This is a genomic window from Variovorax sp. KBS0712 (assembly GCF_006323185.2).
Taxonomy (GTDB): Bacteria; Pseudomonadota; Gammaproteobacteria; order Burkholderiales; family Burkholderiaceae_C; genus Variovorax; species Variovorax boronicumulans.
Genome location: NZ_VCCD02000002.1, coordinates 1,589,489 through 1,615,522, shown reverse-complemented (window position 1 = coordinate 1,615,522; position 26,034 = coordinate 1,589,489). Strand labels below are relative to the sequence as shown.

The window sequence follows — 26,034 nt, the reverse complement described above, 5'->3', positions numbered from 1 at the left end:
CTCCCGCCGTCGATCGCCATCAAAAGGCCCGCGTCAGCCGGGCCGAAGGTCCGCGTGGGAAAATGCCGGTCATGAACGCGTTCAACGTCAGCGAGCACATGCAGACCCTCGGTCTGCAAGCCAAAGCCGCTGCATTCCTCATGGCCCGTGCGGATGCAGCTACCAAAAACAGAGCACTGAAAGCGCTGGCCCGGCGCCTGCGCGAAGCCGGCCCCGCGCTGGCCGTCGCCAATCAAAAGGACCTGGAGCGCGCCACGGCCGCCGGCCTGTCGGCCCCGATGGTCGACCGGCTCAAGCTCACGCCCAAGGTCCTGGAGACCGTGGCCGAGGGCTGCGAGCAGCTGGCCGGCATGGCCGACGTGATCGGCGAGATCATCGGCATGAAGCAGCAGCCCAGCGGCATCCGCGTGGGCCAGATGCGCGTGCCGATCGGCGTCTTCGGCATGATCTACGAGAGCCGCCCCAACGTGACCATCGAGGCCGCGAGCCTGGCGATCAAGAGCGGCAACGCCGCCATCCTGCGCGGCGGCTCGGAAGCCATCGACTCGAACAAGGCGCTGGCGCTGCTGGTGTCCGAAGCGTTGGCCGAAGCCGGCCTGCCGGTCGATGCGGTGCAGCTGGTGCAGACCACCGACCGCGAAGCCGTGGGCCAGCTCATCGCCATGCCCGAATACGTCGACGTGATCATTCCGCGCGGCGGCAAGGGCCTGATCGAGCGCATCAGCCGCGACGCCAAGGTGCCCGTCATCAAGCACCTGGACGGCAACTGCCACGTCTACGTGGACGACACGGCCGAGTTCGACATGGCGCTGCGCATCGTCGACAACGCCAAGACCCAGAAGTACAGCCCCTGCAACGCCGCCGAAGGCCTGCTGGTGGCGGCTTCGGTGGCCGACCACTTCCTGCCCGAGATCGCCGCCATCTTCGCCGCCAAGGGCGTCGAGATGCGCTGCGACCCGGCCGCCGCCGCGATCCTGCGCGCCAGCGAGGCGCACCATCCGCAGGCGAAGGTGATCGATGCGGTCGAGTCCGACTGGTCCGAGGAGTACCTGGCCGCCGTCATCAGCATCAAGGTGGTGGCGGGGCTGGACGAGGCCATTGCGCACATCAACCGCTACTCGAGCCACCACACCGACGCCATCGTCACGCGCGACCACATCAACGCCCAGCGCTTCCTGCGCGAGGTCGATTCGGCCAGCGTGATGGTGAATGCGAGCACGCGCTTCGCGGACGGATTCGAGTACGGGCTGGGCGCCGAAATCGGCATCAGCACCGACAAGTTCCACGCGCGCGGCCCGGTCGGCATCGAAGGCCTGACCTCGCTCAAGTACGTGGTGCTGGGGCAGGGCGAAGTCCGCGGTTAATCGGGGTCCGAAGGGCCGGGGCCATCGGGCCGGCGGCGCGGCGAGGCTCGTGCCGCGGTGTTCTTGCAACGTGTGTTGTGGATTGGGGTGCTTTGTTCTCTTTGGCTGCTTGTCATCGGGCGCGCCATCCCCAAATCCTACAATTCCACTCCACCTTTAAGCACAAAACCAACAAGGCCGCTGCATGGTTCCGCATCTCGTCACTGCCCTGACCGGCCCGATCAACGAACTGGAGCAGCGGGTGCTCGACTCGATGCCCGCCATCGAGCGCTGGTTCCGCCTCGAGTGGATGGAGCACACGCCGCCGTTCTACAGCGCCGTCGATATCCGCAACGCGGGCTTCAAGCTGGCTCCGGTCGACACCAACCTGTTCCCGGGTGGCTGGAACAACCTCACCAAGGAAATGCTGCCGCTGGCGGTGCAGGCCGCGCAGGCGGCCATCGAGAAGATCTGTCCGGAGGCGCGCAACCTGCTCGTCATTCCTGAAAACCACTCGAAAAACACCTTTTATCTCGCCAACGTCGCGCAACTGGTGCGCATCTTCCACATGGCGGGCCTCAATGTGCGCATCGGCTCGATCGATCCGGCCATCAAGTCGCCCAAGAAGATCGAGCTGCCCAACGGCGAGACCGTGACGCTCGAACCGGTGGTGCGTTCCAAGCGCCGCCTGGGCCTGAAGAACTTCGATCCCTGCACAATCTTGCTCAACAACGAGCTTTCTGCAGGAACGCCCGGCATCCTCGAAGACCTGCACGAGCAGTACCTGCTGCCGCCGCTGCACGCGGGCTGGTCGGTGCGCCGCAAGAGCAACCACCTGCACAGCTACGAAGAGCTGTGCAAGCGCTTCGGCAAGCTGCTGGGCATCGACCCCTGGCTGATCAACCCGATCTACGCGCGCGCCGAAGGCGTCGACGTGGCCGAGGGCCGCGGCATCGACGTGCTCACCAGCCATGTCGACGCGGTGCTCACCAAGGTGCGCCGCAAGTACAAGGAATACGGCATCAACGAGAAGCCCTTCGTGGTCGTCAAGGGCGGCCACAGCGGCAGCGGCAGCCCCGGCGTCGTGACCGTGCGCGACGCCAAGGAGGTCGAGGCGCTGATCGGCAAGTCGCGCACCGCCACCTCGTCGCCCGCCAAGACCAGCGCCGGGCGCGACCTGCGCGAGCCCACCGAGCTGATCGTGCAGGAAGGCGTGCTGACCAACGAGCGCGTGCACAACGGCGTGGCCGAGCCGGTCGTCTACATGATGGACCGCTACGTGGTGGGCGGCTTCTACCGCGTGCACGCCGAGCGCGCCGCCGACGAGAACCTCAAGCAGCCGGGCGCCAGCTACGTGCCGCTGGCCTTCTCGGAAAGCGCGCAGCTGCCGCAGCCGGGCGCCAAGCCCGGCGCCAGCGCCCCCAACCGTTTTTACATGTATGGCGTGGTGGGCCGCCTGGCCATGGTCGCGGCCAGTTACGAGATGGAAGCGACCGACCCGGACGCCGAAATCTACGAATGAGCGGCGGGGGCGGGTTGCGGCGTCGGCGGGCAACGGCAAAATAGCGGCCCCACAGCAACGGAACCAAAAGGGCGGAGGGATGCGCGGCGCGGCCGCGGCACCCCGGCGTGACTGACGCGTCGATCATTGCGAGCCAACCTTTTCCCATCGACCCCCGTGTCAGCCCCCAAAAACATCTCTGCCGGCCTCATCGTCGGCGCCATCGGCGTCGTCTATGGCGACATCGGCACCAGCGTTCTCTATGCGGTCAAGGAAGTCTTCGGTCACGGCCATGTGCCGTTCACCGTGGAGAACGTCTACGGCATCCTGTCGATGTTCTTCTGGACCCTCACGGTCATCGTCTCGATCAAGTACGTCGTGCTCGTGCTGCGCGCCGACAACGAAGGCGAGGGTGGCCTGGTCGCGATGCTCGCGCTGGCCTCCCAGGCCGTGGCCGACAAGCCCAGGCTGCGCCAGCTGCTCTTGATCGTCGGCATCTTCGGCACCTCGCTGTTCTATGGCGACGGTGTGATCACGCCGGCCATCTCGGTGCTGTCGGCGGTCGAGGGCCTGGAGGTGGTGTCGCCGCACTTCAAGCACTACGTGATCCCGATCACGCTGGTCGTGCTGTTCTGCCTGTTCGCGGTGCAAAAGCGCGGCACGGCGGGCATCGGCAAGTTCTTCGGCCCCGTCACGCTGGCCTGGTTCGCGGCCATCGCCGTGCTGGGCGTGTGGCAGATCGCGCACCACCCCGAGATCATCAAGGCGCTGAGCCCCTGGTACGCGCTGAAGTTCATCTGGGACAACCCGGGCACCAGCTTCATCCTGCTGGGCGCCATGGTGCTGTGCGTGACCGGCGCCGAGGCGCTGTACGCCGACCTGGGCCACTTCGGCAAGAAGCCGATCCGCATCGCGTGGTTCTCGGTCGTCATGCCGGCGCTCACGCTCAACTACCTGGGCCAGGGCGCGCTGCTCCTGGAGAACCCCGAGGCCGTGAAGAACCCGTTCTTCATGATGGCGCCTGAATGGGCGCTGATTCCGCTGGTGCTGTTGGCCACGCTCTCGACGGTGATCGCCTCGCAGGCGCTCATCACCGGCGCCTTCAGCGTCACGCGCCAGGTGATCCAGCTGGGCTACCTGCCGCGCCTGAACATCGAGCACACCAGCGTGCGCACGGCGGGGCAGATCTACATTCCGCTGGTCAACTGGGGCCTGTTCGTGGCCATCGTGATGGCGGTCGTGATGTTCCGCACCTCGAGCAGCCTGGCCGCGGCCTACGGCATTGCCGTGACCACTGACATGCTGATCACCACGATCCTCACCTTCTTCGTGATCCGCTACGCGTGGAAGCTGCCGCTGGCGCTGTGCATCGCCTCGACCGCGATCTTCTTCGTGGTCGACTTCCTGTTCTTCGCCTCGAACCTGCTCAAGCTGTTCGAAGGCGGCTGGTTCCCGCTCCTGATCGGCGGCGCCGTGTTCACGCTGATGGTCACCTGGAAGGAAGGCCGCCGCCTCATGGGCGAGGCGCAGCATGCCGACGCGATCGACCTGAAGTCGTTCCTCGGCTCGGTGTTCATGAGCCCGCCCGCGCGCGTGGACGGCACGGCCGTGTTCCTCACGGCCGAACCGGGCGTGGTGCCCAACGCGCTGCTGCACAACCTCAAGCACAACAAGGTGCTGCACGAGCAGAACATGTTCGTCACCGTGCGCAACCACGAGGTGCCCTGGATCCCGATGGACAAGCGCATCGAGATCGAGGCGCTGGGCAACCACTGCTGGCAGGTGATCGTGCACTACGGCTTCAAGAACGACATCGACCTGCCGCGCGCGCTCGACAACGCACGCATGCGCGGCTGCCAGCTCGAGCCGATGACGACCAGCTACTTCCTCTCGCGCGACGTCGTGATCCCCACGCTGGGCAGCGGCATGGCGCCGTGGCGCGAGAAGCTCTTCGCGCAGATGCACCACAACGCGAGCGGTGCGGCGGCCTTCCTTGGGCTGCCCAACAACGCGGTCGTCGAGCTGGGTTCGAAGATCGAGATCTGAGGCGCGCAGCGCCAGGCCGCGCGCCCCGGCAGAATCGCGGCATGCGATTCTTCAAGGACCTGAGCCTTTCGGCCTTCACCGCGGGCTTCGTCGCCGTGCTCGTGGGTTTCACGAGTTCGGTGGCCATCGTGTTCCAGGCCGCCCAGGCCTTCGGCGCCACGCCCGAGATGGCGGCCTCGTGGATGTGGGCGCTGGGCATCGGCATGGGACTGGCCTCGGCGCTGCCCTCGCTGTGGTGGCGCAAGCCCGTCATGATTGCCTGGAGCACCCCCGGTGCGGCCGTGCTGGCCGTGGCCGGCGCGGGCTACGGCATGGGCGAGGCGGTGGGCGCCTTCATCGTCTGCGCGGTGCTGATCGTGCTCGCGGGTGCCACGGGCTGGTTCGAGCGCGTGATGAACAAGATCCCGATGGCCATCGCCTCGGCGCTGCTGGCCGGCGTGCTCGCGCGCTTCGGCATCTCGGCCTTCACGGCGGCGCAGACCGCGCTGCCGCTGGTGCTGCTGATGCTCGCCACCTACCTCCTGGGCAAGCGCCTGCTGCCGCGCTATGCGGTGCCGCTCACGCTGCTGGTGGCCATCGCCTTCACGGCCGCGCGCGGCGAGCTGGCGTGGTCGGCTGTGCACTTCTCGCTCACCTGGCCGGTGTTCACGGTGCCGGTGTTCACCTGGCAAGCCATCGTGAGCCTGGCGCTGCCGCTGTTCGTCGTGACCATGGCCTCGCAGAACCTGCCCGGTGTGGCGGCGATCCGCGCCAGTGGCTACAGCGATCTGCCGGTCAGCAAGCTCATCACCATCAGCGGCCTTGCCACGCTGGTGCTCGCGCCCTTCGGGGCCTTTGCGCTCAACCTCAGCGCGATCACGGCCGCCATGTGCATGGGCCGCGAGGCGCACGAAGACCCGGCGCGACGCTACACGGCGGCCGTGAGCTGCGGCGCCATCTACGTGGTGATCGGCCTGTTCGGCGCGGCCGTCACTGGCCTGCTCACAGCGTTCCCGAAAGAGCTGGTCGCGGCCATCGCCGGGCTGGCGCTGCTGGGCACCATCGGCGGCGGGCTGGCGGCGGCGGTGCGCGACGAGGCGCACCGCGAGGCCGCGCTCATCACCTTCCTGGTCACGCTCTCGGGCGTGACGCTGGCCGGCATCGGCTCCGCCTTCTGGGGCGTGGTGGCCGGCGCGGTGGCGCTGGCGGTGCAGCAGGTCGGCCGCGCACGGGTGCAGGTGCCCGTTGAAAAAGCCCCCGCCGGCAAGGACATCGCCGCTTCCGGCAACATGCCGCCAGAAACCCCCTCCACAGCCGCCGCTCCCGGCGCCGGAAAGAACGCCTGATGAAAAACATCCTCTTCGTCGCCGACCCGCTCGATCACTTCAAGATCTACAAGGACACGACCTTCTCGATGATGCGCGAGGCCCAGCGCCGCGGCCACCGCATCGCGGCCTGCCTGCCGCAGGACATCCAGTGGACCTCCGGCGGACGCGTCTCGGCCGTGGTGCAGCAGATCACGCTGACGGGTGACCCGAAGGACTGGTACCGCGTCGACATCGTCGAGTCGAAGGCGCTGAAGGACTTCGACGCCGTGCTGATGCGCAAGGACCCGCCCTTCGACGCCGAGTACATCTACTCGACGCACCTGCTGCAGCAGGCCGAGCGCGAGGGCGCGAAGGTGGTCAACTCGCCGCGCGCGCTGCGCGACCACCCCGAGAAGCTCGCGATCATGGAGTTTCCGCAGTTCGTCACGCCCACGCTGGTCACGCGCAGCGCGCAGGCCGTGCGCGACTTCCATGCCGAGCACGGCGACATCATCCTCAAGCCGCTCGACGGCATGGGCGGCATGGGCATCTTCCGCGTGAAGCAGGACGCGCTCAACCTCGGCTCCATCGTCGAGACACTCAACAAGGACGGCGCCGAAACCATCATGGTGCAGCGCTTCGTGCCCGAGGTGACGCAGGGCGACAAGCGCATCCTGATCATCGCGGGCGAGCCGGCGCCCTTCGTGCTGGCGCGCATTCCGCAGGGCACCGAGGTGCGCGGCAACCTCGCGGCTGGCGGCAAGGGCGTGGCCCAGCCGCTCACGGCGCGCAACCGCGAGATCGCCGAAGCCATCGGCAAGGTGCTGGCGCCGCGCGGGCTGCTCTTGATCGGGCTCGACGTGATCGGCGACTCGGTCACCGAGATCAACGTGACCAGCCCGACCTGCTTTCAGGAGATCACCGAACAGACCGGCTTCGACGTGCCGAAGATGTTCATCGATGCGCTCGAGGCGCACCTGGCTTCGGCCTGATCAGAAGTCGACCGACGCCGACAGCGTGAAGGTGCGCGGCGCGCCGAGCACCAGGTAGCCGTTGTTCGGGTAGCCGCCCACCGAGGCCCAGTAGTTGCGGTTGGTCAGGTTGTCGATGCGCGCGCGCAGCGTCACCAGCTTGCCGGCCACCTCGGTGAGGTAGCGCGCGCCGACGTCGAAGCGCGTCCAGCCCGGCACGCGCAGCGTGTTGGCGGCGTCGGCGTAGCTCGGGCCCGTGGCCACCACGCGGCCGTCCAGCGACAGGCCGCGCACGCCCGGCACGTCCCATTCCACGCCCAGGGTGCCCTGTGTCTTCGCGATGCCGATGACGCGGCGGCCGTCGGTCGTGGCGTCGCCCGTGGCACGCTGCTTGGCGTCCAGGAAGGTGATGCCGCCCATCAGGCGCACGCCCTTGGCCGCTTCGCCGAACGCGGTCAGCTCCAGGCCCTGGTGGCGGTCGCGGCCTTCGGCCACGTAGTAGCCGGCGCTGTTGACGAGGGCGCGCGGCTTGTCGGTGGTGAAGAAGGCCAGGCCGCCGCCGATGCGGCCGCCGTCGAACTTGATGCCGATCTCCTTCTGCTTGGACACATAGGGCGACAGCTGCGTGCCCGCGTTGCGCACGGCGCCGCCGGTCGACACCGTGGGCGCGGTGTCGCCCTTGCTCAGGCCCTCGATGTAGTTCGCGTACAGCGACACCTGCGGCTGCAGCTTGAACACGAAGCCGGCCATCGGGCTGGTGCGGCTCTTCTCGTACGCGGTGGGCTTGCCGGTGTCGTAGGCGAAGTCGGTGCTCTCCAGCTTCTGGCGCCGCACGCCGAGCGTGAGCTGCGCGCGGTCGTCCAGGAACGACAGCGTGTCGCCGATCGCCAGGCTGCTCAGGCGCGTCTGGGTCAGCAGCGCGGGGTTGTCCATGTCGTTGCCGCGGAACGCGCTCGCCGTGTAGGCCGGGATCGGGTAGCCGACGGGCGCATACAGGTTGGTCTTCAGGGGGTTGAAGAAGTCCCACTTGTAGGCGTTCTTCTCCTTGAGCTGGTAGTAGGAGTACGAGGCCACCACCGTGTGGTTCACCGGGCCGGTCGCGAACTTGCCGCGCACGCCGGCTTCGGCCGTGCGGGTGCTGTCCTGGCGCTGGTTCTCGAAGCGCGACATGTTGCCCATGCCGAGGTTGTTCGTGAGCGTGAGGCCGGCGAGCGCATTGCCCTCGTGGCTCTTGCGCGCGCCGCCGGCGATCCAGGCCGTGACGTTGTCGGTGATGTCGTACTCGCCGCGCAGCGAGCCGAAGGTGTCGCGCTCGTTGGAGTAGGTCCAGGGCTGCGCGTAGTTGAGCTGGTTGTCGGGCGCGGACGGCACGCGCGTCACGCCGGCGCCGAGCGTCACGTTCGGGCGCGTGCGCGAGAGCCGGTGTTCCTGGTGGCCGAGGTCCGCCGAGATGCGCGCATTGCGGCTGCGCCAGTCGAAGCCGACCGAGGCCACGTCGAGCTTCACCTGCTCGGCGTTCACGCCGGTGCCGCCGTCGCGGTGGGCCGCGTTCAGGCGCACGCCCAGGCTCTGGTCGGGCCCGAAGCGGCGCGCGACGTCGGTCGACACATAGCTCTGCGAGCCGCTGGCCGTGCCGAGCGTGACCTGCGTGAGCGGGTCGTTCGGCGCGCGCTTGGGCAGCAGGTTGATGTTGCCGCCGATGCCGCCGCCCGTGGGCGTGGCGCCGTTCAGGAAGGCGCTCGCGCCGCGCAGCACCTCGACGCGCTCGAACAGCTCCGACGAGATGTACTGGCGCGGCAGCAGGCCGTACAGGCCGTTGTAGGCAATGTCGTCCGAATTCACCACGAAGCCGCGGATGAAGTACGACTCCTGGAAGTTGCCGAAGCCGCGCGCCACGCGCACCGACGGGTCGTTCTGCAGCACGTCGGCCACGCTTCTGGCCTGCTGGTTCTGGATCAGCTCGTGCGTGTAGCTGGTGCTGGAGAAGGGCGAATCCATCATGTCCTGGTTGCCCAGGATGCCCACCCGCCCGCCGCGCGCCACCTGCCCGCCCGCGAAGGGCTTGGTCAGGCCTTCGGCCGAGGCGTCGGCGCTGGCTTCGACGGTGACGGTGCTCAGCGTGCCGCTGGCGGGGGCCGCCGGTTCGGCGGGTGGTGTCTGCGCCAGGGCCGTCAGGGCGTGAAGGGCCAGCAGCGAGGCGGCCACGGTCGGGCGGAGAAAGAAACGGGGAGCGGGCATGAACGATCGATTGGATGCAAATGAGAACAGTTATTGTTCATTGTTTGCACTCACTCATCGATACTTTCTTGCGCTGTTGCAAAAAAGTGTCAGCCAAAAGACTGAATGTCAGGCCTCAGCGTGGCATCCGTTGGCCGTCCACGAACACATGCAACTCGCCCGAGGCGAAGGGCGTCCAGGTCTCGTTGGTGGTGAGCGGCGCCGTCACCACCACGGCCACGCGGTCGGTGGGCGTGGTGTGCTGGGCGAAGTCGATCTCCAGGTCTTCGTCCGACAGCTGCGCCGTCACGAAGGGGTGGCGGCGCTCCACGTACCAGAGGTTGGTGGAGGCATGCGCCCACAGCGCCTGCCCGTTGGACAGCATGAAGTTGAAGGTGCCGTGCGCCGCCAGCTGCGGCGCCAGTTCGCGCAGCGTGAGCGTGAGCTCCTCGACGCTGGGCACGCCCGCGTGCGACTTGGCCAGCTCCTGCATGATCCAGCAGAAGGCGTGCTCGCTGTCGGTGTTGCCCACCGGGTGGAAGTTGCCGTGCAGGCGCGGGCGGAAGTCCTTCAGGTCGCCGTTGTGGGCGAACACCCAGTAGCGGCCCCACAGCTCGCGCACGAAGGGGTGGCAGTTCTGCAGGTTGACCTCGCCCTGCGTCGCCTTGCGGATGTGCGCGATGACGTTGCGGCTCTGAATCGGGTAGCGCCGGATCAGCTCGGCCACCGGCGACTCGCAGGCCGGCTGGTGGTCCACGAAGTGGCGCAGCCCGCGGTCCTCGAAGAACGCGATGCCCCAGCCGTCGGCATGGTGGTCGGTGCGGCCACCGCGCTGCGCGAACCCCGTGAAGCTGAAGGTCACGTCGGTCGGCGTGTTGCAGTTCATCCCTAGCAATTGGCACATGGCTGTGATTAGACCGCGATTCAGGGTTTGGAGGAGGAGGCGGGCAGCCGCAGCCACCCGAGCACGCGCGCGGTGCCCAGCTGCGTGCGGCCTTCAGCGAGTACCAGCGGCAGGCGCTCGCGCGAGGTGCCGAAGGGCCCGGGGTTCTGCTGCACGATCTCGACCGCGTCGGCGTCCACGCGCGACACGATCGCCACGTGGCCGTAGGGATTGAAGAGCCACGGCGCGAACACGACGATGTCGCCCACGGCGGGCGCCACCGCGCCGCCGTTGCGGTGCTGCACCAGGTTGCGTGCCGTGTTCAGCGCGCCATCGGCCACGGCCGCGTCGAAGAAGGCCTTGGCGTGGCCGCGCGCCTCGGGCATGCGGTGCTGGTGCCGCTCGTAGTAGTAGCGCTTGACGAACTCCACGCACTGCCAGCGCAGGCCGATGTTGTAGCCGTCGGGCGCCACGCTGCGGCCGTCGACGTGGTTGATGGCGCCGTTGAAGTACACCGGCACGCCCTCGAACTGGTCGATCACCTCGCCGGGCGCGTGCGCCGGGTTGACGTTGAAGCGGCTCGCGCCCCACAGGCCGAGCAGGGCGACGAGGACGAGGGCAGAGAGAACGACGACGGTGCAGCGGTTGATGAAACGGGGCATGGACGGTGAAGCAGGACGCGCGGCCACGGGCCGGCAGCGACGAGCTTAGTCCATGGAAAGACCCGTCTCGCCTCAGAGCCCGTGCAACGCAGCCATCTCGCCAATCAATTCACGCTGGAACGCATCGAAGCGCGCTGACGGTTGCTGCAGCCCGAAGAAGTCGCTGAACGGGTCTTCCACCTCGGTGCGGTGGCCCGACAGTTCTTCCACCACCGCCAGTCCGCAGAAGGGCACGCAGGCTTCCGAGTAGCCGCCTTCGTGCACCACCACCACGCGCCCGTTGCAGTGCTTCGCGGCCAGCGCGTTGACCTGCCGCATCATCTGGCGGAACGACTCGGGGTGCAGCTGCATGCGCGCCAGCGGATCGACGCCGTTGGCGTCCAGCCCGCTCGCCACCACGATCAGCTCGGGTCGGTAGCGGTCGATCACCGGCGTCACGATGCGCTCGAAGGCGTGCATGTAGGCCGCGTGCCCGCCGCCGGGCTGCAGCGGAATGTTGACGTTGAAGCCCAGCCCCGCGCCCGTGCCCCGGTCTTCGGCGCCGCTGTAGCCGGGCGGGAAGCAGTTCTCCTGGTGCAGCGACAGCGTGAGCACGTCGGGGCGGTCGTAGAAGATCTCCTGCGTGCCGTTGCCGTGGTGCACGTCCCAGTCGATCACGGCCACGCGGCCCAGGCCGTGGCGCGCCTTCATGGTCTCGATGGCCACCGCGATGTTGTTGAACAGGCAGAAACCCATGCTGTGCTCGCGCAGGCAGTGGTGGCCCGGCGGACGCGTGAGCGCAAAAGCGTTGCGGTGGCGGCCCTGCAGCACGCTGTCCATCGCGGCAATGGCCAGGCCGGTCGAGAGTTTCGCGATCTCGTAGCTGCCCGGGCCGAAGGGCGCGACCTCGCCCAGGTCGCCGCCGCCGGCGTCGCTGGCGGCCTTGAACTTCTGCAGGTAACCCGCGGGGTGCACGCGCTGCAGGTCTTCTTCGCTGGCCATCGGCGCGCTCAGCACGTCCAGCTGCGCGCTCAGGCCCGACACGTCCATCAGCGACTTGATGCGCCGCTTGGAATCGGGCGACTCGGCCATGCCGCTGCCGGCCATGGGCTGCACCCAGCCGCCCACCGGCAGGAACAGGGCATGCAGCCCGCCGGGCACATGCCAGAAGGTGCGTTCGTCGTGAAAGAAGGCGGTGGTCTTCATGCGGTGCGTCCTTGCGTGGAGGGAGGAAGGGGAGAAGAAGAAAGGGCCGTCTCGTCGCGCGGCGGCGGATGGCGCTGCACGCTCAGGCCGCGCCAGCCCCAGCGTTCGCGCGCCAGCCCCCACAGGCCGCGCGGTGCCAGCAGCATGACAGCGATGGCGATGCAGCCCATCGCGATCAGGTACCAGCCGCCCGACATCGCGAACCAGGTGTTGAACAGCTCGCGCAGCCCGAAGTAGATGACGGTGCCGATCAGCGGCCCCTCGATGGTGCCGATGCCCCCGATGATCACGATGAACATCGCCGTCACCACCCAGTTGATGTCGAAGGCCGAGTCGGGCGAGACGAACATCGTGCCCATGAAGTGCGCCCCGCCGGCCAGCCCGAAGCCCAGCCCCGACAGCACGAAGGCGATGAAGCGGTTGCGCCACACATTCACGCCGATGCTGGTGGCGGCCAGTTCGTTGTCGCGCACCGCCATCAGCCCCAGGCCGAAGGGCGAGCGCATCAGCAGGTACACGCCGGCCACTGCTGCCAGGCCGATGGCGCCCGAGATCCAGAACGCGTTCTGCTGGAAGGTCTCGGCCTCCACCAGCCGCACCGCCTGCAGCGGCACGCCCGACTCGCCGCCGAACAGCGGGAACTTGGCGACCAGCAGCCGCACGATCTCGGCCAGCACCCACATGCCGATCGAGAAGTAGGCATCGCGCAGGCGGAACATCAGCGGCGCCACCACGGCGGCCAGCAGCGCGCCGCCCAGGCCCGCCACCGGCACCATCCAGTAGGGCGAGATGCCCAGCCGGTCGGAGGCCACGAACAGCAGGTAGGCGCCGATGCCGGCAAAGGCCTGGTGGCCCATCGATACCAGCCCGGTGTAGCCGGCCAGCAGGTTCCACATCTGGGCCATGGCCAGCGTGATCAGCACCTCGCTGAGCAGGCGCAGCAGGCCGCCGTCGGCCACGGTGGGCGCGAAGGCGATGGCAAGGGCCGCGGCGGCGAAGCCGAGCCAGGGGACAAGAGACGGAGGACGCATCGAAGTCATCTCAGGTACGTGCGCCAGCGATGCCGTTGGGGCGCACCATCAGGACCGCGAAGAACAGCAGGTGGGCGTACAGCGCGCCCGCGTTGGAATCGAGCCGCTGGCCCACGAGCTGCGCCACGCCCAGCGCGATGCCGCCGACCAGCGCCCAGCGGAACGAGCCCAGGCCGCCGATGATCACGACCTCGAACGCGCCCAGCAGCCGCTCCACGCCCGAGAAGGGCGTGAACGAGGTGCGCAGCGCCAGCAGCAGCCCCGCCACCGACGCGAAGGCCAGCGACAGCCCCATCACCACCGCATACACATGGCGCGGGCGCACGCCCATCGTGCGCACGATCTCGCGGTGGTCCGAGGTGGCGCGCACCACGAGCCCGAAGCGCGAGTGCTGCAGCAGCCACTGCAGCGCGCCGAAGGCCAGCACCGCGAGCACCAGCACCAGCACCGGGTACCAGCCGATGCGCAGCCCGCCGATCTCGAAGCCCGCCGTGGCCAGCGCGCCGCCGTCCAGCGCGCGCGGGTCGGCGCCGAACAGCTCGACCATCAGGTTACGCAGCACCACCGCGATGCCGAAGGTGACCAGCACCGGCGTGAGCGGATCGTCGGTGGCCACCGCGCGGTTCAGCAGCAGCCGCTGCAGCAGGTAGCCCATGCCGAAGGCCGCCAGCGCCACCGGCGCGATGAAGAACAGCGGCGACACGCCGGGGAACTGCGTGGCCAGGAAGACCGCGAAGTACGCCGCGAGCACCACGAACTCGCCGTGCGCGAGGTTGACCATGCGCATCACGCCGAAGACCAGCGCCAGCCCGAGGCCGAAGAGCGCATAGAGGCCGCCGAGCAGCACGCCGTTGATGAGGGTTTCGAGCCAGGCCATGGGGAGATGTGTTCAGTGTCCGAAGTAGGCGTTGGCGATCTGCGCGGCGCTGAAGTCGCTCGCGCGGCCCGCCAGCGTGACGCGGCCCTTGAGCAGGCAGTACACGCGCTGCGCGATGCGGCAGGCACGCGTCACGTCCTGCTCCACCACCAAAAGCGCCGTGCCCTGCGCGCGGATGTCGCCGAAGGCGCGGTAGATCTGCTCGATGACCACGGGCGCCAGGCCCAGCGAGATTTCGTCGCACAGCATCAGGCGCGGGTTGGCCATGAGCGCGCGGCCGATGCTCACCATCTGCTGCTGCCCGCCCGACAGCTGCGTGGCCGGCCGGTGGCGGAACTCCTGCAGGATCGGGAACAGCGCGTACACGGTGGGCAGCGTCCAGTGGCCCGTGCGCCCGCACAGCGCGCCCATGCGCAGGTTCTCTTCCACGGTGAGCGAGGGGAACAGCATCCGCCCCTCGGGCACCAGCGCGATGCCACGGCGCGCGATGCGCTCGGCCGGCTCGGCCTCGATGGCCTGGCCGTCGAAGCGGATGCCGCCACGGCTGCGTGAGCCCAGCCCGGCAATGGCGCGGATCAGCGTCGACTTGCCCGCGCCGTTGGCGCCGATGAGCGCGGTGGCTTCGCCTTCCGCCACGTCGAGCGACAGGTCGAACAGCGCCTGCAGGTCGCCGTAGTGGCTGCACAGGTCGCGCACTTCAAGCAGCGGCATGGGTGCTCTCCTGCAAGGTGTCTTCGTCGCCCACGCCCATGTAGACCTCACGCACCTCGCGGCTGGCCATGGCGGCGGCGGGTGTGTCTTCCAGCAGCTTGCGGCCGAAGTTCAGCACCATGATGCGATCGGCCACGGCCATCAGCGCCTGCGCGATGTGCTCGATCCAGATCATCGCCACGTCCTGCTTCAGCTCGAGCACCAGCGCCACCAGCACCTGCACCTCGGCCTCGGTGAGGCCGCCGGCGATCTCGTCGAGCAGCAGCAGGTGCGGCCGCGCCGCCAGGCCCTTGGCCAGTTCGAGTCGCTTGCGGTCCAGCAGCGGCAGGCGGCCGGCCGGCACGTCGGCGCGGTCGGCCAGCCCGGTGCGCTCCAGCATGGCCCAGGCCTGGCGCGCGGCCTGCGCGCGCGGCAGCCGCGCGGCGAAGGTGGCGGCGGCCAGTGCGTTCTCGTACGCACTCAGGTGCGCGAAGGGCTGCGGGATCTGGAAGGCGCGCGCCACGCCCAGCCGCGCCCGCGCATCGGCGCGCAGCCCGACCAGCTCGCGGCCTTCGAGCCGGATGCTGCCGGCATCGGGCACGGCCACGCCGGTGATCAGGTTGAACAGCGAGCTCTTGCCCGCGCCGTTCGGCCCGACCACGCCCAGGCACTCGCCGCGTGCGAGCGAGAGCGCCACCTGGTCGGCCACGACGATCTCGCCGTAGCGCTTGCACAGGCCGTCGATGACGAGGCAATCGCTCATGCAGCTTTCAGCTGCGACAGCAGCTTGAGCTCGTCTTCCACCGGAATCTGCTTGGCCGTGCTGTTGTGCGTGATGACCAGTTCGTACGGGAACTTGCTGCCCGCCTTGGTCTTGCGCCACTGGCCCGCCACCATCGGCGTGACGGCCACGCTCTTGATCGGGCTGCCCTTGAAGTCGATGCGCCCCACCACTGAATCGAGCTGCAGGTTGGCCAGCGCGTCGCGCACGGCCTTCTTGTCCTTCGGGTTGGAGGCGTTCTTCAGCGCGGCGATGCCGACCTCGAACAGCGCGTGGCCGTAGCCGATGGGCTGCGTCCATTGCTTGCCGGTGGTGGCCTCCCAGTCGGCCGCCAGCGCCTTGGCGCTCTGGCCCGTGAGCGAGGACTTGAACGGGAAGTTGGGCGTCCACCAGACCTCGGTCGACATGCCGTTGCCCGCCGCGCCCAGCGACTCCACCGCGCTCGGGAACAGGAACGACGCCGCCATCGTCACCACCTCGGGCCGGTAGCCCGCCTGCTGCGCCTGCTTCCAGAAGGTGGCGAAGTGGTTGGCGTAGGCAAAGCCCGAGACGATGTTCGCGCGCGCCGCCTTGAAGCTGGAGACCTGGTTGCTGAAGTCGTCGGTCGCGATCTTGAAGAAGCCGCCGTTGGTCTCCTTGTAGCCGCGCTGCTTCGCGCCGCCCGGGATGCCCGTGGCCGGATCGGCGAAGGCGTGGCCCGGGCCGTTGTCGATGTACAGCGTGCCCAGCGTGCGCTCCACCTTCAGCGGCTCCCACATGCCGAAGAAGTTCTTCAGCACGTCGTCGGCGCCCCAGAAGAAATGGAAGGAGAACGGAAAACCTTTTTGCGGCGTGGAGCCGCGACCGAAGGTGATGGCCTGCCACGGGCCCATGGTCGAGACCATCGGCACGCCGTTGACGTCGCACAGCTGGCCCGCGGCCAGCGCGGCGTCGCTGTCCTGCACCAGCAGCAGGTCGACCTTCTCGCGCAGCAGCAGCTCGCTGGACATGGTGGCGCCGCGGTTGGCGTCGGACTGCGTGTCGCGCACCGCGATCTCCACCTTGTAGGTCGTGCCGCCGATGGTCAGGCCGTCCTTCAGCGTGGCGCGCACGCGCTCCAGGCTCCAGGGGTCGGCCTCGCCGAAGTTGGCGCGAACGCCCGACAGCGTGGTGAGGTAGCCGATCTTGATGGTCTTCGATTGCGCATGCGCCAGCGCGGGCACGCCGGCCAGCGCGGCCGCGCCGCCGCCGATGACGAGTTGGCGGCGCGTGAGGGCGCCGGAGGCTGCGGGGAAAAGGTCGGCGGACATGGAGGTTCTCCTTGGCGGATGAAGGATGGACAGGTCCGCATCCTCTCTCTGCGCGCCGCCGCGGCGTTATCGAAAACTGGCAAAACGCGGGCCCGTGCCCGCGGATGTCATTCGGGCCGCAGGTTCACCGACTTGGCGATGGCGCGGTAGCGCTCCATGTCGGCCTGGTAGCCGCGACGCAGCTCGGCCAGCGTCTGTTCGGGCGCCACCTTGCTGCCGCCGAGTTCCAGTGCACGGCGCAGCTCGGGCTTGAGCATCATCTGGTTGAAGGCCGTGTGCAGCCGCTGCTGCGCTTCCTCGGGCACGCGGTGCGACACCTGGATGCCGGCCCACAGGCTGTAGACGAAGTCGTCCAGGCCCTTGCTGTTGCGGATCAGCGGAATGGTGGTGAAGCGCTCGTGCGGCGCCGAGGCCGCGATGCCCAGCGCCTTGACCTTGCCGGCGTCCAGCAGGTCGGGCACGTTGCCGGCCAGCGGCGCGAACACCAGGTCGATCTGCCCGCCCAGCAGGTCGTTCACCAGCGGCGCGAAGCCCTTGTAGGGCACGTGCAGCATCTTGGTGCCAGTCTGCTGCATGAAGCGCTCGCCCAGCAGGTGGTACAGCGACCCGGGGCCGATGCTGCCGTAGCTCAGCTCCTTGGTGTCGGGCCGGCGCAGCAGTGCAATGAGTTCGTCGACGCTGCCCACGCCCAGGTCCTTGCGCGCCAGCAGCACCATCGAGGTGACGGCCATCACGCCGATGGGGCGGAAGTCCTCGGCCTTGTAGCGCGCGCTGCTGAGCGTGAGCGGCGTGAGCATCAGCTCCATCGGCGAACCCACGAGCAGCGCCGAGCCGTCGGCCGGTGCATTCGCCGCCTTCATCACGCCGAGCGAGCCGCTGGCGCCGGGCACGTTGTCGACGATGGCCGGCTGGCCCAGCAGCCGCGAGAGCTCGGGCGCGGCCAGGCGCGCGTTGATGTCGGAGCCGCCGCCCGCGGGGTAGGGCACGATCAGGTTCAGGGTCTTGCCCCCCAGGCCCTGCGCCAGGGCGGGCAGGGCGATGGGGGACAGGCCGGCGGCCAGGCCGGCAGCAATCAGCGAACGTCTGCGCATGGGTTCTCTCCTCGGGTTGTGTGAGATGTGTCGGAGTACGGAAAACAGGGGGCTTGTTGTTGCTGCTACGGCTGCAGCAGCGGCGGCTGCACGTTCGCGAAGGGCACGGCCTGGTGCCAGCCGTGCGCCATGCGCAGCACGTCGAGGTCGGCGCCGGGGCGGCCGATGAGCTGCAGGCCCATCGGCAGGCCGCGCGTGCCCTCGGCTTGCGAGAAGCCGGCCGGGATCGCCATCGCGGGCAGGCCGGCGAGCGAGGGGCCGATGGTCACTTCCATCCAGCGGTGGTAGGTGTCCATGGCGCGGCCGCCGACTTCGCGCGGCCAGTGCGTGTCGACCGGCAGCGGGAACACCTGCGCGGCCGGCAGCACCAGGAAGTCGAAGCGTTCGAAGAGCTGCAGCAGCGCGGCATGCCACTGCGTGCGCGTGACGGCCGCCTCATGCAGCGCGGCGGCGCTCAGGCGCTCGCCCTGCTCGATCTCCCAGCAGGCCTCGGGCTTGAGCTGCGCGCGCGTGGCCGGGTCGGCATGCAGCCCGCGCAGCGCGCCGGCCACGATGAAGCCGCGCAGGCGCAGCCAGGCGGTCCACAGGGCGTTGAAATCGAAGGCGGGCACGGCGGGTGCGACGCTGCAGCCCAGCGTGTCGAAATGCTGCAGCGCCGATTCGCACAGCGCCATCACGCCCGGGTCCATCGGCAGGTGGCCGCCGAGGTCGCCGAGCCAGGCGATGCGCTGGCCGCGCAGTTCCGCATCGAGCGGTTGCGCGAAGGCCTCGCCGTCACCGGCCAGGCTCAGCGGCGAGCGCGCGTCGTAGCCGGCCTGCACCGACAGCAGCCAGGCCACGTCCTCGGGCGTGCGGCCCATCGGCCCTTCGCAGCCCAGCTGCTGGAAGAACAGCTCCCGCCCCGGCCCGGTGGGCACGCGGCCCAGCGACGGGCGCAGGCCGTAGACATGGTTCCAGGCCGCGGGGTTGCGCAGCGAACCCATCATGTCGCTGCCGTCGGCCACCGGCAGCATGTGCAGCGCGAGCGCCACCGCGGCGCCGCCACTGCTGCCGCCGGCCGCGTGGTCGAGGTTCCATGCGTTGCGCGTGGTGCCGAACACCGTGTTGTAGGTGTGCGAGCCCAGGCCGAACTCGGGTGTGTTGCTGCGGCCCACGAAGAGCGCGCCGGCGCGGCGCAGGCGCTCGACCATGATCGCGTCGTGCGGCGTGACCTGCTTGGCGAACACCGGGCTGCCCATGGTGGTCGGCAGGCCGGCGGTGGCGACGAAATCCTTCGGCGCCATCGGGAAGCCGTGCAGCCGGCCCACCGCGTCGCCGCGCGCGCGTTGGGCATCGCAGGCATCGGCCTGGCGCAGCATCTCCTCGGGCGCTTGCAGCGACACCAACGCGTTGACCTGCGGGTTGAAGCGGTCGATGCGCGCGAGGCAGGTCTGCATCAGGTCGCGGCACGAGAGCTCGCGGCGTTGCAGGGCGGCGGCGAGCGAACGGGCACTCGGCAGAGTTGGCAGCGTGGCGGACATATGGCGGTCAACGATAGCGACCGCCTCCGCAAGCAGGTATCAAAAAACGGCAAAACTGGCGCTCCGAAAACCGAGGGATTCCCCTCGGCCCGTGCACCGGATCAGTGCCTCGTGAGCGCCGCGCCGCGCAGCGTCTGCGAGGGCAGCTCGCCGAACTGGCGCCGGTAGTCCGTCGCGAACTGGCTCAGGTGCCAGAAGCCCCAGTGCGCCGCGATGTCCTGCACCGAGCGCGACTCGGGCCGCTTGAGTGCGCGGCGCACGCCATTGAGGCGCAGCGCCCGCAGGTAGCGCGCGGGGCTCAGGCCCAGCGTTTCCTGGAAGCAGTAGTTCAGCTTGCGCTGGCTCGCGCCGATGCGGCTGCACACCTGCAGCATCGACAGCGGCTCGTCGGGCCGCGACATCATCAGCTCGCAGGCGCGGCGCACCACGCGGCGGTGCGCCTCGGTGGAACGCAGCTCGCGCAGGTCGACGTCTTCGGGCAGCGCGTTGAGCCAGGCCAGCAGCACGTCGTCGCGCAGCTGCACCGTGGCGACGGGGTCGTCGAGCAGGCCGGGCATCGCGTCGAGTGCGCTGAAGGCGCCGCGCAAGGTGCCACGCAGCGACTGCATGGTGGGGTCGTCGAAGTGCAGCACCACGCGCCGTTCGAGCCAGGCCGGCGGCGCGCGGTCGTTCAGGCGTTCGGTGAGCGATTGCAGCAGCGCGTTGTCGACCACGATGCCCGTCAGCTCGAAGCCCGGCGGGCTGCACAGGTCGAGCTCGTCGCAGCGCCCGACCATCACCGATTCGGTGTCCAGCCGCTGGCCCGAGAAGCGCGCCTCGCCGTCCTGCCGGCAGGTGAGGGCGAAGCCGCAGCAGTCGGGGTTCATCTCGCCGTGCTGGCGCAGCGCGCGGTTGGTGGTCTCGCGCACCAGCCGCAGGCCGGGCAGTTGCACGTGGTCGAGAAAGCCGGCGAAGCTGCCGCCCGAGAGCATGTCGCACGCCAGGTGCCAGCCGTTCTGGCCGCTGGCATAGGCGTCGATGTCGTGCGTGGACAGGGTCCAGCGCGTCGCGACGGTGGGGGCGGAGTCAGGAAGAACGGAGGCGGTCTGGCTGGTCATGGCGGTCCGGCGAAGCGGTGGCAGGGGTGCGAAGACCCGTGCCGGAAGCAATCTCCAGACCAGATTGTTTCGTTGACAACGATCTTAAAGTGACAGGGCAAACCCCTAAGCCACCCGATCGCGCCCTATTCGAGCTCGCCGCTGGGCTCGAAGCCGGTGGTGCTGTCGAACAGCTTCTGCACGATGGTCTGCAGCACCTGGCGCTCGTCCGCCGTGAGCTGCGAAAACAGGCGCTGCGCCGTGTCGTGCGCCAGCGGCACCATGTCGCGGTACAGCGCCAGGCCTTCTTCCTCGAGCGACACGATGACCTTGCGGCGGTCGTCGGCCGAGGGGTGCATGTTGGCCAGGCCCAGGTCCACCAGCCGGTGCTGCGCGCGGCTCACGCGGGCCTTGTCCATGCTCGTCTTCTGTGCAATTTCGAGCGCCGACAGTGCACCGTACTTGCCCAGCACCACGACGATGCGCCACTCCGGAATCTGCAGCGAGAAGCGGCTCGCGATCGACTGGCCCACCGTCTGGCTCACGCGGTTGGCGACCACCGAGAGTTGAAAGGGCAGGAAGGTCTCGAGGTCGAAGGCCGGGGCGCTCGCGGCGCTGCTGCGTGCCTTGGGCAGGGGCTTGGCGCTGGGCCTGGAAGGGGTGCGTGAACGGGGCACGGTGAGGTCGTGGCGTGGAGGCGTCGTGAAAGAAGATCGGCGCGGACAGTATAGGAAGGCCTTTGCGCATCACGCACGAGGCTGCGCGAGGTTTGCCAGTTTTCGATAACGCGGCAAGGGGCTCGCTCCCTATCGTGCAGGGCATGGACTACCCTGAACTCGCACTGCACATCGCCGGCCAATGGCGCACGCAGACCGCCGGCGGCCGCCGCGCGGTCGTCAACCCTGCCACCGAAGCAACGATCGCGCAGCTGCCGCTGGCCGGCCGCGACGAACTCGCCGAAGCAGCCGCGTCCGCGCGCCGCGGCTTCGTGCAGTGGCGCGGCAAGAGCGCGCTCGAACGCTGCAACATCCTGTGCGCCGCCGCGCAGAACATCCGCGAGCAGGCGAAGACGATTGCGCACGTGCTCACGCTCGAGCAAGGCAAGCCGCTGGCCGAGTCGCTGCGCGAGGTCACGCTGTCGGCGGACATCATCGACTTCCAGGCCGAGGAGGCCAAGCGCCTGTACGGCCGCCTCGTGCCGCCGCGCGTCGAGGGCATCCTTTCGCAGTCGGTCATGCGCCAGCCCGTGGGGCCGGTGGCGGCCTTCACGCCGTGGAACTTCCCGGCCAACCTGCCCGCGCGCAAGCTCGCGAGCGCACTGGCCGCGGGCTGCAGCGTGGTCATCAAGCCGGCGGAAGAAACGCCGGGCACCTGCATGCTGCTGGTGCGCGCCTTTCTCGACGCCGGCGTGCCGCCCGACGCACTGAACATGGTGTGCGGCGACCCGGCCGAGGTGTCGTCCTTCCTCATCGACCATCCGGCCATCGCCAAGGTGTCGTTCACCGGTTCGGTGGCCGTGGGCAAGCTGCTGGGCGAGCAGGCGGCGCGGCATGTGAAGCGCTTCACCGGCGAGCTCGGCGGCCACGCGCCGGTGATCGTCTGCGACGACGCCGACTTTCCCTTCGCGCTCAAGCAGTCGCTGGCCGCCAAGTTCCGCAACGCGGGCCAGGTGTGCGCGTCGCCGATCCGCTTCTACGTGCCGCGCGCCCGCTTCGGCGAATGGAGCGACGCCTTCGTGCAGGCCGCGCGCGCGCTGCGCCTGGGCGACGGCACCGACCCCGCCACGCAGATGGGCCCGCTCGCGCATGCGCGCCGCATCGAGGACATGCAGCGCTTCGTCGACGACGCCGTGGAACGCGGCGCGCAGCTGCTGTGCGGCGGCCACCGCGTGCAGCGCCCCGGCTTCTTTTTCGAGCCCACCGTGATCGCCAACGCACCGGCCGACAGCCGCGTGATGCGCCAGGAGCCCTTCGGCCCCATCGCCGTGCTGCAACCGTACGACACGCTGGACGAAGCCATCGCGCAGGCCAACGCCTTGCCCTACGGCCTGGGCGCCTACGCCTTCACGCGCGACCTGCACACCGCGCACCGCCTGGGCGACGCGCTCGAAGCCGGCATGGTCGGCATCAACCACTTCGGCGTCTCGCAGCCCGAGATGCCCTTCGGCGGCTGGAAGGAAAGCGGCATCGGCCAGGAGATGGGCGCCGAAGGCCTGCTGCACTACACCGAGGTCAAGACCCTCACCGTCGGCGTGCCGTCCTGAGCACGCGCATCGAACACTTCCGGAGACCTGCATGACAACGAAAGAAGCCGCCGCCGTGGCGGCGCTCAAGCAAGACAACGCCCAGTACCTGTGGCACCCCATGGCGCATCCGCAGGCCATGCTCAAGAGCAAGCCCGACATCATTGCGCGCGGGCAGGGCTGCTGGATCTGGGACGTCGACGGCCACAAGATGCTCGACGGCGTCGGCGGCCTGTGGGCCGCGAACCTGGGCCACAGCAATCAACCGGTGCGCGACGCCATCGTGGCGCAGCTGGACGAGCTGCCCTTCTACAACGTGTTCCGCGGCACCACGCACCCGCGCGCCATCGAGCTGTCGGCGCGCCTGGTCAAGACCATGGAACCCGACGGCGTGGCCGCCGTGTTCTTCAGCAACGGCGGCTCCGACGCGGTGGAGGGTGCGCTCAAGCTTGCGCGCCAGTACTGGAAGCTCAAGGGCCAGGCCGACCGCTTCAAGTTCATCGCGCTGCGCCAGGGCTACCACGGCGTGCACTTCGGCGGCATGAGCGTCAACGGCAACCTGAACTTCCGCCGTGCCTACGAGCCGCTGCTGCCGGGTTGCTTTCATGTCGACACGCCGTGGCTGTACCGCAACCCCTACACGCAGGACCCGGAAGAACTCGGCGAGATCTGCGCCACGCAGCTGGAGCGCGAGATCCAGTTCCAGGGCCCCGACACCGTGGCCGCCTTCATCGCCGAGCCGATCCAGGGCGCGGGCGGCGTGATCGTGCCGCCGCCCAACTACTGGCCGCGCGTGCGCGAGATCTGCGACAAGTACGGCGTGCTGCTCATCGCCGACGAGGTCGTCACCGGCTTCGGCCGCGGCGGTGCGATGTTCGGCACGCGGCTGTGGAACGTGAAGGCCGACCTGTGGTGCCTGGCCAAGGGCATCTCGTCGGGCTACGTGCCGCTGGGCGCCACGGCCATCGGCAGCAAGGTGGCCGAGGTCTTCCTCAACGACCCCACGGGCCAGGCCGCGGTGGGCCACGGCTACACCTACAGCGCGCACCCGGTGGCGGCCGCCGCCGCGCTCGCCACGCTGGACCAGATCGAGGCGCTCGACGTGCCCGGCAACGCGGCGCGCGTGGGCGCGCATTTCCAGGCGCGCGTGCGGCCCTTCGTCGACAAGTTCAGCTTCGTGGGCGACGTGCGTGGCATGGGCCTCATGCTGGGCATCGAGATGGTGGCCGACAAGGCCACGCGCACCACACTGCCGCGCGGCAACCCGATCGCCGCCAAGGTGGCGCAGGCGGCCTACCAGCGCGGGCTGATGGTGCGCATCTCGGGGCCGAACCTCATCCTCTCGCCGCCGCTGGTCATCACGCGCGAGGAGGTGGACTTCATGGTCGATGCGCTCGAAGGTGCGTTCGCCGACGTGGAAGCGACGCTGTGAGTGCATCGCCCACGATCCTGCTGATCGGCACCGCCGACACCAAGAGCGCCGAGCTGCTGTTCATGCGCGAATGCATCGAGGCCGGCGGCGGCCGTGTCGTCGTGATGGACGTGGGCGTGCTCGACGGCGCGCCCTTCGTGCCCGACATTCCCAACACCGAGGTGGCCGCGGCCGCCGGCAAGACCGTGGCCGAGGTGGCGCACAGCGGCGACGAGAACAGCGCCATGACGCTGATGGCGCGCGGCGCCGCGAAACTCGCCGCGCGCTGGCAGGCCGAAGGCCGCATCGACGGCCTGCTCGCGCTGGGCGGCACCATGGGCACCGACCTCGCGCTCGACGTGGCGCAGGCGCTGCCGCTGGGCGTGCCGAAGGTGCTGGTGTCGACCATCGCCTACTCGCACCTGCTGCCGCCCGAGCGCATTCCGCCCGACCTCATCATGGTGCTGTGGGCCGGCGGGCTCTACGGCCTCAACAGCCTGTGCCGCTCGGCCCTGAGCCAGGCCGCGGGCGCGGTGCTCGGCGCCTGCCGCCAGGCCTGCGTGCCGGCCTTCGAGAAGCCGCTGGTGGGCATGACCTCGCTGGGCTCCAGCGCGCTCACCTACATGAAGACGCTCAAGCCCGCGCTCGAAGCGCGCGGGTACGAAGTCGCCGTGTTCCACACCACCGGCATGGGCGGTCGTGCCTTCGAGGCACTCGCCGCCGAAGGCCGCTTCTGCGCGGTGATGGACTTCAGCCTGCAGGAGCTGGCCAACCAGCTCGGCGGCTCGTGCGTGACGGCCGGGCCCCACCGCCTGCTCGGCGCCGGCCGCGCGGGCACGCCGCAGATCGTCGCGCCCGGCGCCATCGACATGCTCGACTACCCGGCCTGGCAGTCCACGCCCGAAGGCCTTGAAGGCCGGCCCACGCACATCCACAACCGGCTGCTGGCCTCGGCGCTCAGCGCGCCCGCGTTCCGCCGTGGTGTGGCCGCCGAGATCGCACGCCGCCTCGCGCGCGCCGAGGGTGCCACCTGCCTGCTGATGCCGCTGCAAGGCATCGAAGGCTGGGACCGTCCCGGCGAGCCGCTGCACGACCCCGAGGGCCTGGCGGCTTTCACCGAGGCGCTGCGCAGCAGCGTCGACCCCGCGCGGCTCGTCGAGCTCGACGCGCACATCAACGACAGCGCCTTCTGCGACGCCGCACTGCAGGTGTTCGACGCCTGGGTGGCCGACGGCACCGTGCCCGCAGGGAGCCGCGCATGAGCCCCGGTACGCAAGCCCTCGTGCTCGACTTCGGCGGCGTCATCAGCCGCACGCTGTTCGAGACCCACGCGCTCACCGAAGAGGCGCTGTCGCTGCCGCGCGGCACGCTCACCTGGCGCGGCCCCTTCGACCTCGCGAGCGATCCGCTGTGGCGCGACATGCAGGCCGACAAGCTCTCGGAGCGCGACTACTGGATGGCGCGCACCCGCGAGGTGGGTGCGCTGGTCGGCGAACGCTGGGACCGCATGGAGACCTTCGTGCAGCGCGCGCGCGGCGCCGACCCCGAGGCGGCGATCCGCCCCGAGGCCCTCGCGGCCATCGAGGCGGCGCGCCGCGCCGGCTGCCGGCTCGCCATCCTGTCGAACGAGCTCGACCTGTTCTACGGCGCGGGCTTTCGCCAGCGCCTGCCCTTCATGAGCGCCTTCGACGTGGTGGTGGACGCCACGCACACCGGCATCCTCAAGCCCGATGCGCGCGCCTACCAGCAGTGCCTGGACCAGCTCGGCCTGCCCGCCGACGCCTGCGTGTTCGTCGACGACCAGCTGCGCAACATCGCCGGCGCGCAGCGCGTGGGCCTGCGCACCGTGCACTTCGACGTGATGCATCCGGGCGCGAGCTATGCGCAGGCGCTCTCGATGCTGGGCGTTTCTTCCTCTCTTTCTTCTTGACC

22 protein-coding genes are annotated in these 26,034 nt (G+C 69.3%); 9 read left to right on the top strand and 13 right to left on the bottom strand.

From position 1 onward, the window contains the following. Window positions 1-71: 71 nt before the first annotated feature. The 5 genes from FFI97_RS24510 (at window position 72) to gshB (ending at window position 7,168) form a co-directional block, all read left to right on the top strand. Window positions 72-1,364, top strand: a complete 1,293-nt coding sequence (locus FFI97_RS24510) for a glutamate-5-semialdehyde dehydrogenase (RefSeq protein WP_139702212.1) — start codon at window positions 72-74, stop codon at window positions 1,362-1,364. A gap of 184 nt (window positions 1,365-1,548) precedes the next feature. Continuing rightward, window positions 1,549-2,865, top strand: coding sequence for a glutamate--cysteine ligase (gshA, locus tag FFI97_RS24505; protein WP_062477724.1), 1,317 nt, complete (start codon window positions 1,549-1,551; stop codon window positions 2,863-2,865). 156 nt (window positions 2,866-3,021) lie between these two features. Continuing rightward, window positions 3,022-4,890: a potassium transporter Kup gene (locus FFI97_RS24500; RefSeq protein WP_062477721.1), complete on the top strand. Its 1,869-nt coding sequence runs from the start codon at window positions 3,022-3,024 to the stop codon at window positions 4,888-4,890. 41 nt (window positions 4,891-4,931) lie between these two features. Further along, window positions 4,932-6,215: a benzoate/H(+) symporter BenE family transporter gene (locus FFI97_RS24495; protein ID WP_139702211.1), complete on the top strand. Its 1,284-nt coding sequence runs from the start codon at window positions 4,932-4,934 to the stop codon at window positions 6,213-6,215. Further along, window positions 6,215-7,168, top strand: a complete 954-nt coding sequence (gene gshB / locus FFI97_RS24490) for a glutathione synthase (RefSeq protein ID WP_095743317.1) — start codon at window positions 6,215-6,217, stop codon at window positions 7,166-7,168. Before FFI97_RS24495 ends, gshB begins: the two co-directional genes overlap by 1 nt. Here the strand turns inward: gshB and FFI97_RS24485 are convergent, their stop codons facing one another. From FFI97_RS24485 to FFI97_RS24425, 13 genes are all read right to left on the bottom strand, one after another. Then, window positions 7,169-9,385 carry a TonB-dependent receptor gene (locus FFI97_RS24485; RefSeq protein ID WP_139702210.1) on the bottom strand — a complete coding sequence of 739 codons (2,217 nt, stop codon included), beginning with the start codon at window positions 9,383-9,385 and terminating at the stop codon, window positions 7,169-7,171. Between the two features lie 115 nt (window positions 9,386-9,500). Beyond that, the gene (locus FFI97_RS24480) at window positions 9,501-10,268 is read right to left on the bottom strand and encodes a class II glutamine amidotransferase (protein ID WP_062477710.1); all 768 of its coding nucleotides are present in this window, start codon (window positions 10,266-10,268) and stop codon (window positions 9,501-9,503) included. 20 nt (window positions 10,269-10,288) lie between these two features. Then, a complete protein-coding gene (locus FFI97_RS24475; RefSeq protein WP_139702209.1) occupies window positions 10,289-10,909 on the bottom strand; it encodes a CHAP domain-containing protein in 621 nt (206 codons plus the stop codon). A 72-nt stretch (window positions 10,910-10,981) separates the two neighbouring features. After that, the gene (locus FFI97_RS24470) at window positions 10,982-12,094 is read right to left on the bottom strand and encodes a class II histone deacetylase (protein WP_139702208.1); all 1,113 of its coding nucleotides are present in this window, start codon (window positions 12,092-12,094) and stop codon (window positions 10,982-10,984) included. Further along, entirely contained in the window at window positions 12,091-13,125 is a 1,035-nt protein-coding gene (locus tag FFI97_RS24465) for a branched-chain amino acid ABC transporter permease (RefSeq protein WP_139702207.1), read from the bottom strand. Before FFI97_RS24465 ends, FFI97_RS24470 begins: the two co-directional genes overlap by 4 nt. A gap of 10 nt (window positions 13,126-13,135) precedes the next feature. After that, complete coding sequence (locus FFI97_RS24460; protein ID WP_062477701.1) at window positions 13,136-14,002, bottom strand: branched-chain amino acid ABC transporter permease; 867 nt, start codon at window positions 14,000-14,002, stop codon at window positions 13,136-13,138. 12 nt (window positions 14,003-14,014) lie between these two features. After that, window positions 14,015-14,713, bottom strand: coding sequence for an ABC transporter ATP-binding protein (locus FFI97_RS24455; RefSeq protein WP_139702206.1), 699 nt, complete (start codon window positions 14,711-14,713; stop codon window positions 14,015-14,017). Next, window positions 14,700-15,455: an ABC transporter ATP-binding protein gene (locus tag FFI97_RS24450; protein WP_139702205.1), complete on the bottom strand. Its 756-nt coding sequence runs from the start codon at window positions 15,453-15,455 to the stop codon at window positions 14,700-14,702. The genes FFI97_RS24455 and FFI97_RS24450 overlap by 14 nt, the downstream gene beginning before the upstream one ends. Next, a complete protein-coding gene (locus tag FFI97_RS24445) occupies window positions 15,452-16,762 on the bottom strand; it encodes an ABC transporter substrate-binding protein (RefSeq protein WP_139702204.1) in 1,311 nt (436 codons plus the stop codon). Before FFI97_RS24445 ends, FFI97_RS24450 begins: the two co-directional genes overlap by 4 nt. A gap of 107 nt (window positions 16,763-16,869) precedes the next feature. Beyond that, the gene (locus FFI97_RS24440) at window positions 16,870-17,853 is read right to left on the bottom strand and encodes a Bug family tripartite tricarboxylate transporter substrate binding protein (RefSeq protein WP_139702203.1); all 984 of its coding nucleotides are present in this window, start codon (window positions 17,851-17,853) and stop codon (window positions 16,870-16,872) included. 65 nt (window positions 17,854-17,918) lie between these two features. Beyond that, entirely contained in the window at window positions 17,919-19,373 is a 1,455-nt protein-coding gene (locus tag FFI97_RS24435; protein WP_139702202.1) for an amidase, read from the bottom strand. A 101-nt stretch (window positions 19,374-19,474) separates the two neighbouring features. Then, window positions 19,475-20,470, bottom strand: a complete 996-nt coding sequence (locus FFI97_RS24430) for a helix-turn-helix domain-containing protein (RefSeq protein ID WP_139702201.1) — start codon at window positions 20,468-20,470, stop codon at window positions 19,475-19,477. Window positions 20,471-20,595: 125 nt separating this feature from the next. Next, on the bottom strand, window positions 20,596-21,126 hold the full coding sequence (locus FFI97_RS24425; RefSeq protein ID WP_070063702.1) for a MarR family winged helix-turn-helix transcriptional regulator: 531 nt from the start codon (window positions 21,124-21,126) through the stop codon (window positions 20,596-20,598). 143 nt (window positions 21,127-21,269) lie between these two features. Here FFI97_RS24425 and FFI97_RS24420 point away from each other — a divergent pair, with 143 nt between their 5' ends. From FFI97_RS24420 to FFI97_RS24405, 4 genes are read left to right on the top strand one after another with little or no spacing between them, the layout of a single operon-like run. Next, window positions 21,270-22,712, top strand: coding sequence for an NAD-dependent succinate-semialdehyde dehydrogenase (locus tag FFI97_RS24420; protein ID WP_139702200.1), 1,443 nt, complete (start codon window positions 21,270-21,272; stop codon window positions 22,710-22,712). Between the two features lie 31 nt (window positions 22,713-22,743). Further along, on the top strand, window positions 22,744-24,123 hold the full coding sequence (locus FFI97_RS24415; protein ID WP_139702199.1) for an aminotransferase class III-fold pyridoxal phosphate-dependent enzyme: 1,380 nt from the start codon (window positions 22,744-22,746) through the stop codon (window positions 24,121-24,123). Beyond that, window positions 24,120-25,364, top strand: coding sequence for a Tm-1-like ATP-binding domain-containing protein (locus FFI97_RS24410; RefSeq protein ID WP_139702198.1), 1,245 nt, complete (start codon window positions 24,120-24,122; stop codon window positions 25,362-25,364). Before FFI97_RS24415 ends, FFI97_RS24410 begins: the two co-directional genes overlap by 4 nt. Beyond that, entirely contained in the window at window positions 25,361-26,032 is a 672-nt protein-coding gene (locus FFI97_RS24405; protein WP_139702197.1) for an HAD-IA family hydrolase, read from the top strand. Before FFI97_RS24410 ends, FFI97_RS24405 begins: the two co-directional genes overlap by 4 nt. The last annotated feature ends 2 nt before the right edge of the window (window positions 26,033-26,034 follow it).

What these genes read in the sequence shown, in the direction of transcription:
- FFI97_RS24495 (WP_139702211.1), top strand. Translation starts at nt 4,932, where the DNA reads ATGCGATTCTTCAAGGACCTGAGCCTTTCGGCCTTCACCGCGGGCTTC.
- FFI97_RS24485 (WP_139702210.1), bottom strand. Translation starts at nt 9,385, where the DNA reads ATGCCCGCTCCCCGTTTCTTTCTCCGCCCGACCGTGGCCGCCTCGCTG.
- FFI97_RS24470 (WP_139702208.1), bottom strand. Translation starts at nt 12,094, where the DNA reads ATGAAGACCACCGCCTTCTTTCACGACGAACGCACCTTCTGGCATGTG.
- FFI97_RS24440 (WP_139702203.1), bottom strand. Translation starts at nt 17,853, where the DNA reads ATGCGCAGACGTTCGCTGATTGCTGCCGGCCTGGCCGCCGGCCTGTCC.
- gshA (WP_062477724.1), top strand. Translation starts at nt 1,549, where the DNA reads ATGGTTCCGCATCTCGTCACTGCCCTGACCGGCCCGATCAACGAACTG.
- FFI97_RS24455 (WP_139702206.1), bottom strand. Translation starts at nt 14,713, where the DNA reads ATGCCGCTGCTTGAAGTGCGCGACCTGTGCAGCCACTACGGCGACCTG.
- FFI97_RS24465 (WP_139702207.1), bottom strand. Translation starts at nt 13,125, where the DNA reads ATGCGTCCTCCGTCTCTTGTCCCCTGGCTCGGCTTCGCCGCCGCGGCC.
- FFI97_RS24445 (WP_139702204.1), bottom strand. Translation starts at nt 16,762, where the DNA reads ATGTCCGCCGACCTTTTCCCCGCAGCCTCCGGCGCCCTCACGCGCCGC.
- FFI97_RS24415 (WP_139702199.1), top strand. Translation starts at nt 22,744, where the DNA reads ATGACAACGAAAGAAGCCGCCGCCGTGGCGGCGCTCAAGCAAGACAAC.
- FFI97_RS24435 (WP_139702202.1), bottom strand. Translation starts at nt 19,373, where the DNA reads ATGTCCGCCACGCTGCCAACTCTGCCGAGTGCCCGTTCGCTCGCCGCC.
- FFI97_RS24450 (WP_139702205.1), bottom strand. Translation starts at nt 15,455, where the DNA reads ATGAGCGATTGCCTCGTCATCGACGGCCTGTGCAAGCGCTACGGCGAG.
- FFI97_RS24420 (WP_139702200.1), top strand. Translation starts at nt 21,270, where the DNA reads ATGGACTACCCTGAACTCGCACTGCACATCGCCGGCCAATGGCGCACG.
- FFI97_RS24405 (WP_139702197.1), top strand. Translation starts at nt 25,361, where the DNA reads ATGAGCCCCGGTACGCAAGCCCTCGTGCTCGACTTCGGCGGCGTCATC.
- gshB (WP_095743317.1), top strand. Translation starts at nt 6,215, where the DNA reads ATGAAAAACATCCTCTTCGTCGCCGACCCGCTCGATCACTTCAAGATC.
- FFI97_RS24510 (WP_139702212.1), top strand. Translation starts at nt 72, where the DNA reads ATGAACGCGTTCAACGTCAGCGAGCACATGCAGACCCTCGGTCTGCAA.
- FFI97_RS24460 (WP_062477701.1), bottom strand. Translation starts at nt 14,002, where the DNA reads ATGGCCTGGCTCGAAACCCTCATCAACGGCGTGCTGCTCGGCGGCCTC.
- FFI97_RS24430 (WP_139702201.1), bottom strand. Translation starts at nt 20,470, where the DNA reads ATGACCAGCCAGACCGCCTCCGTTCTTCCTGACTCCGCCCCCACCGTC.
- FFI97_RS24475 (WP_139702209.1), bottom strand. Translation starts at nt 10,909, where the DNA reads ATGCCCCGTTTCATCAACCGCTGCACCGTCGTCGTTCTCTCTGCCCTC.
- FFI97_RS24480 (WP_062477710.1), bottom strand. Translation starts at nt 10,268, where the DNA reads ATGTGCCAATTGCTAGGGATGAACTGCAACACGCCGACCGACGTGACC.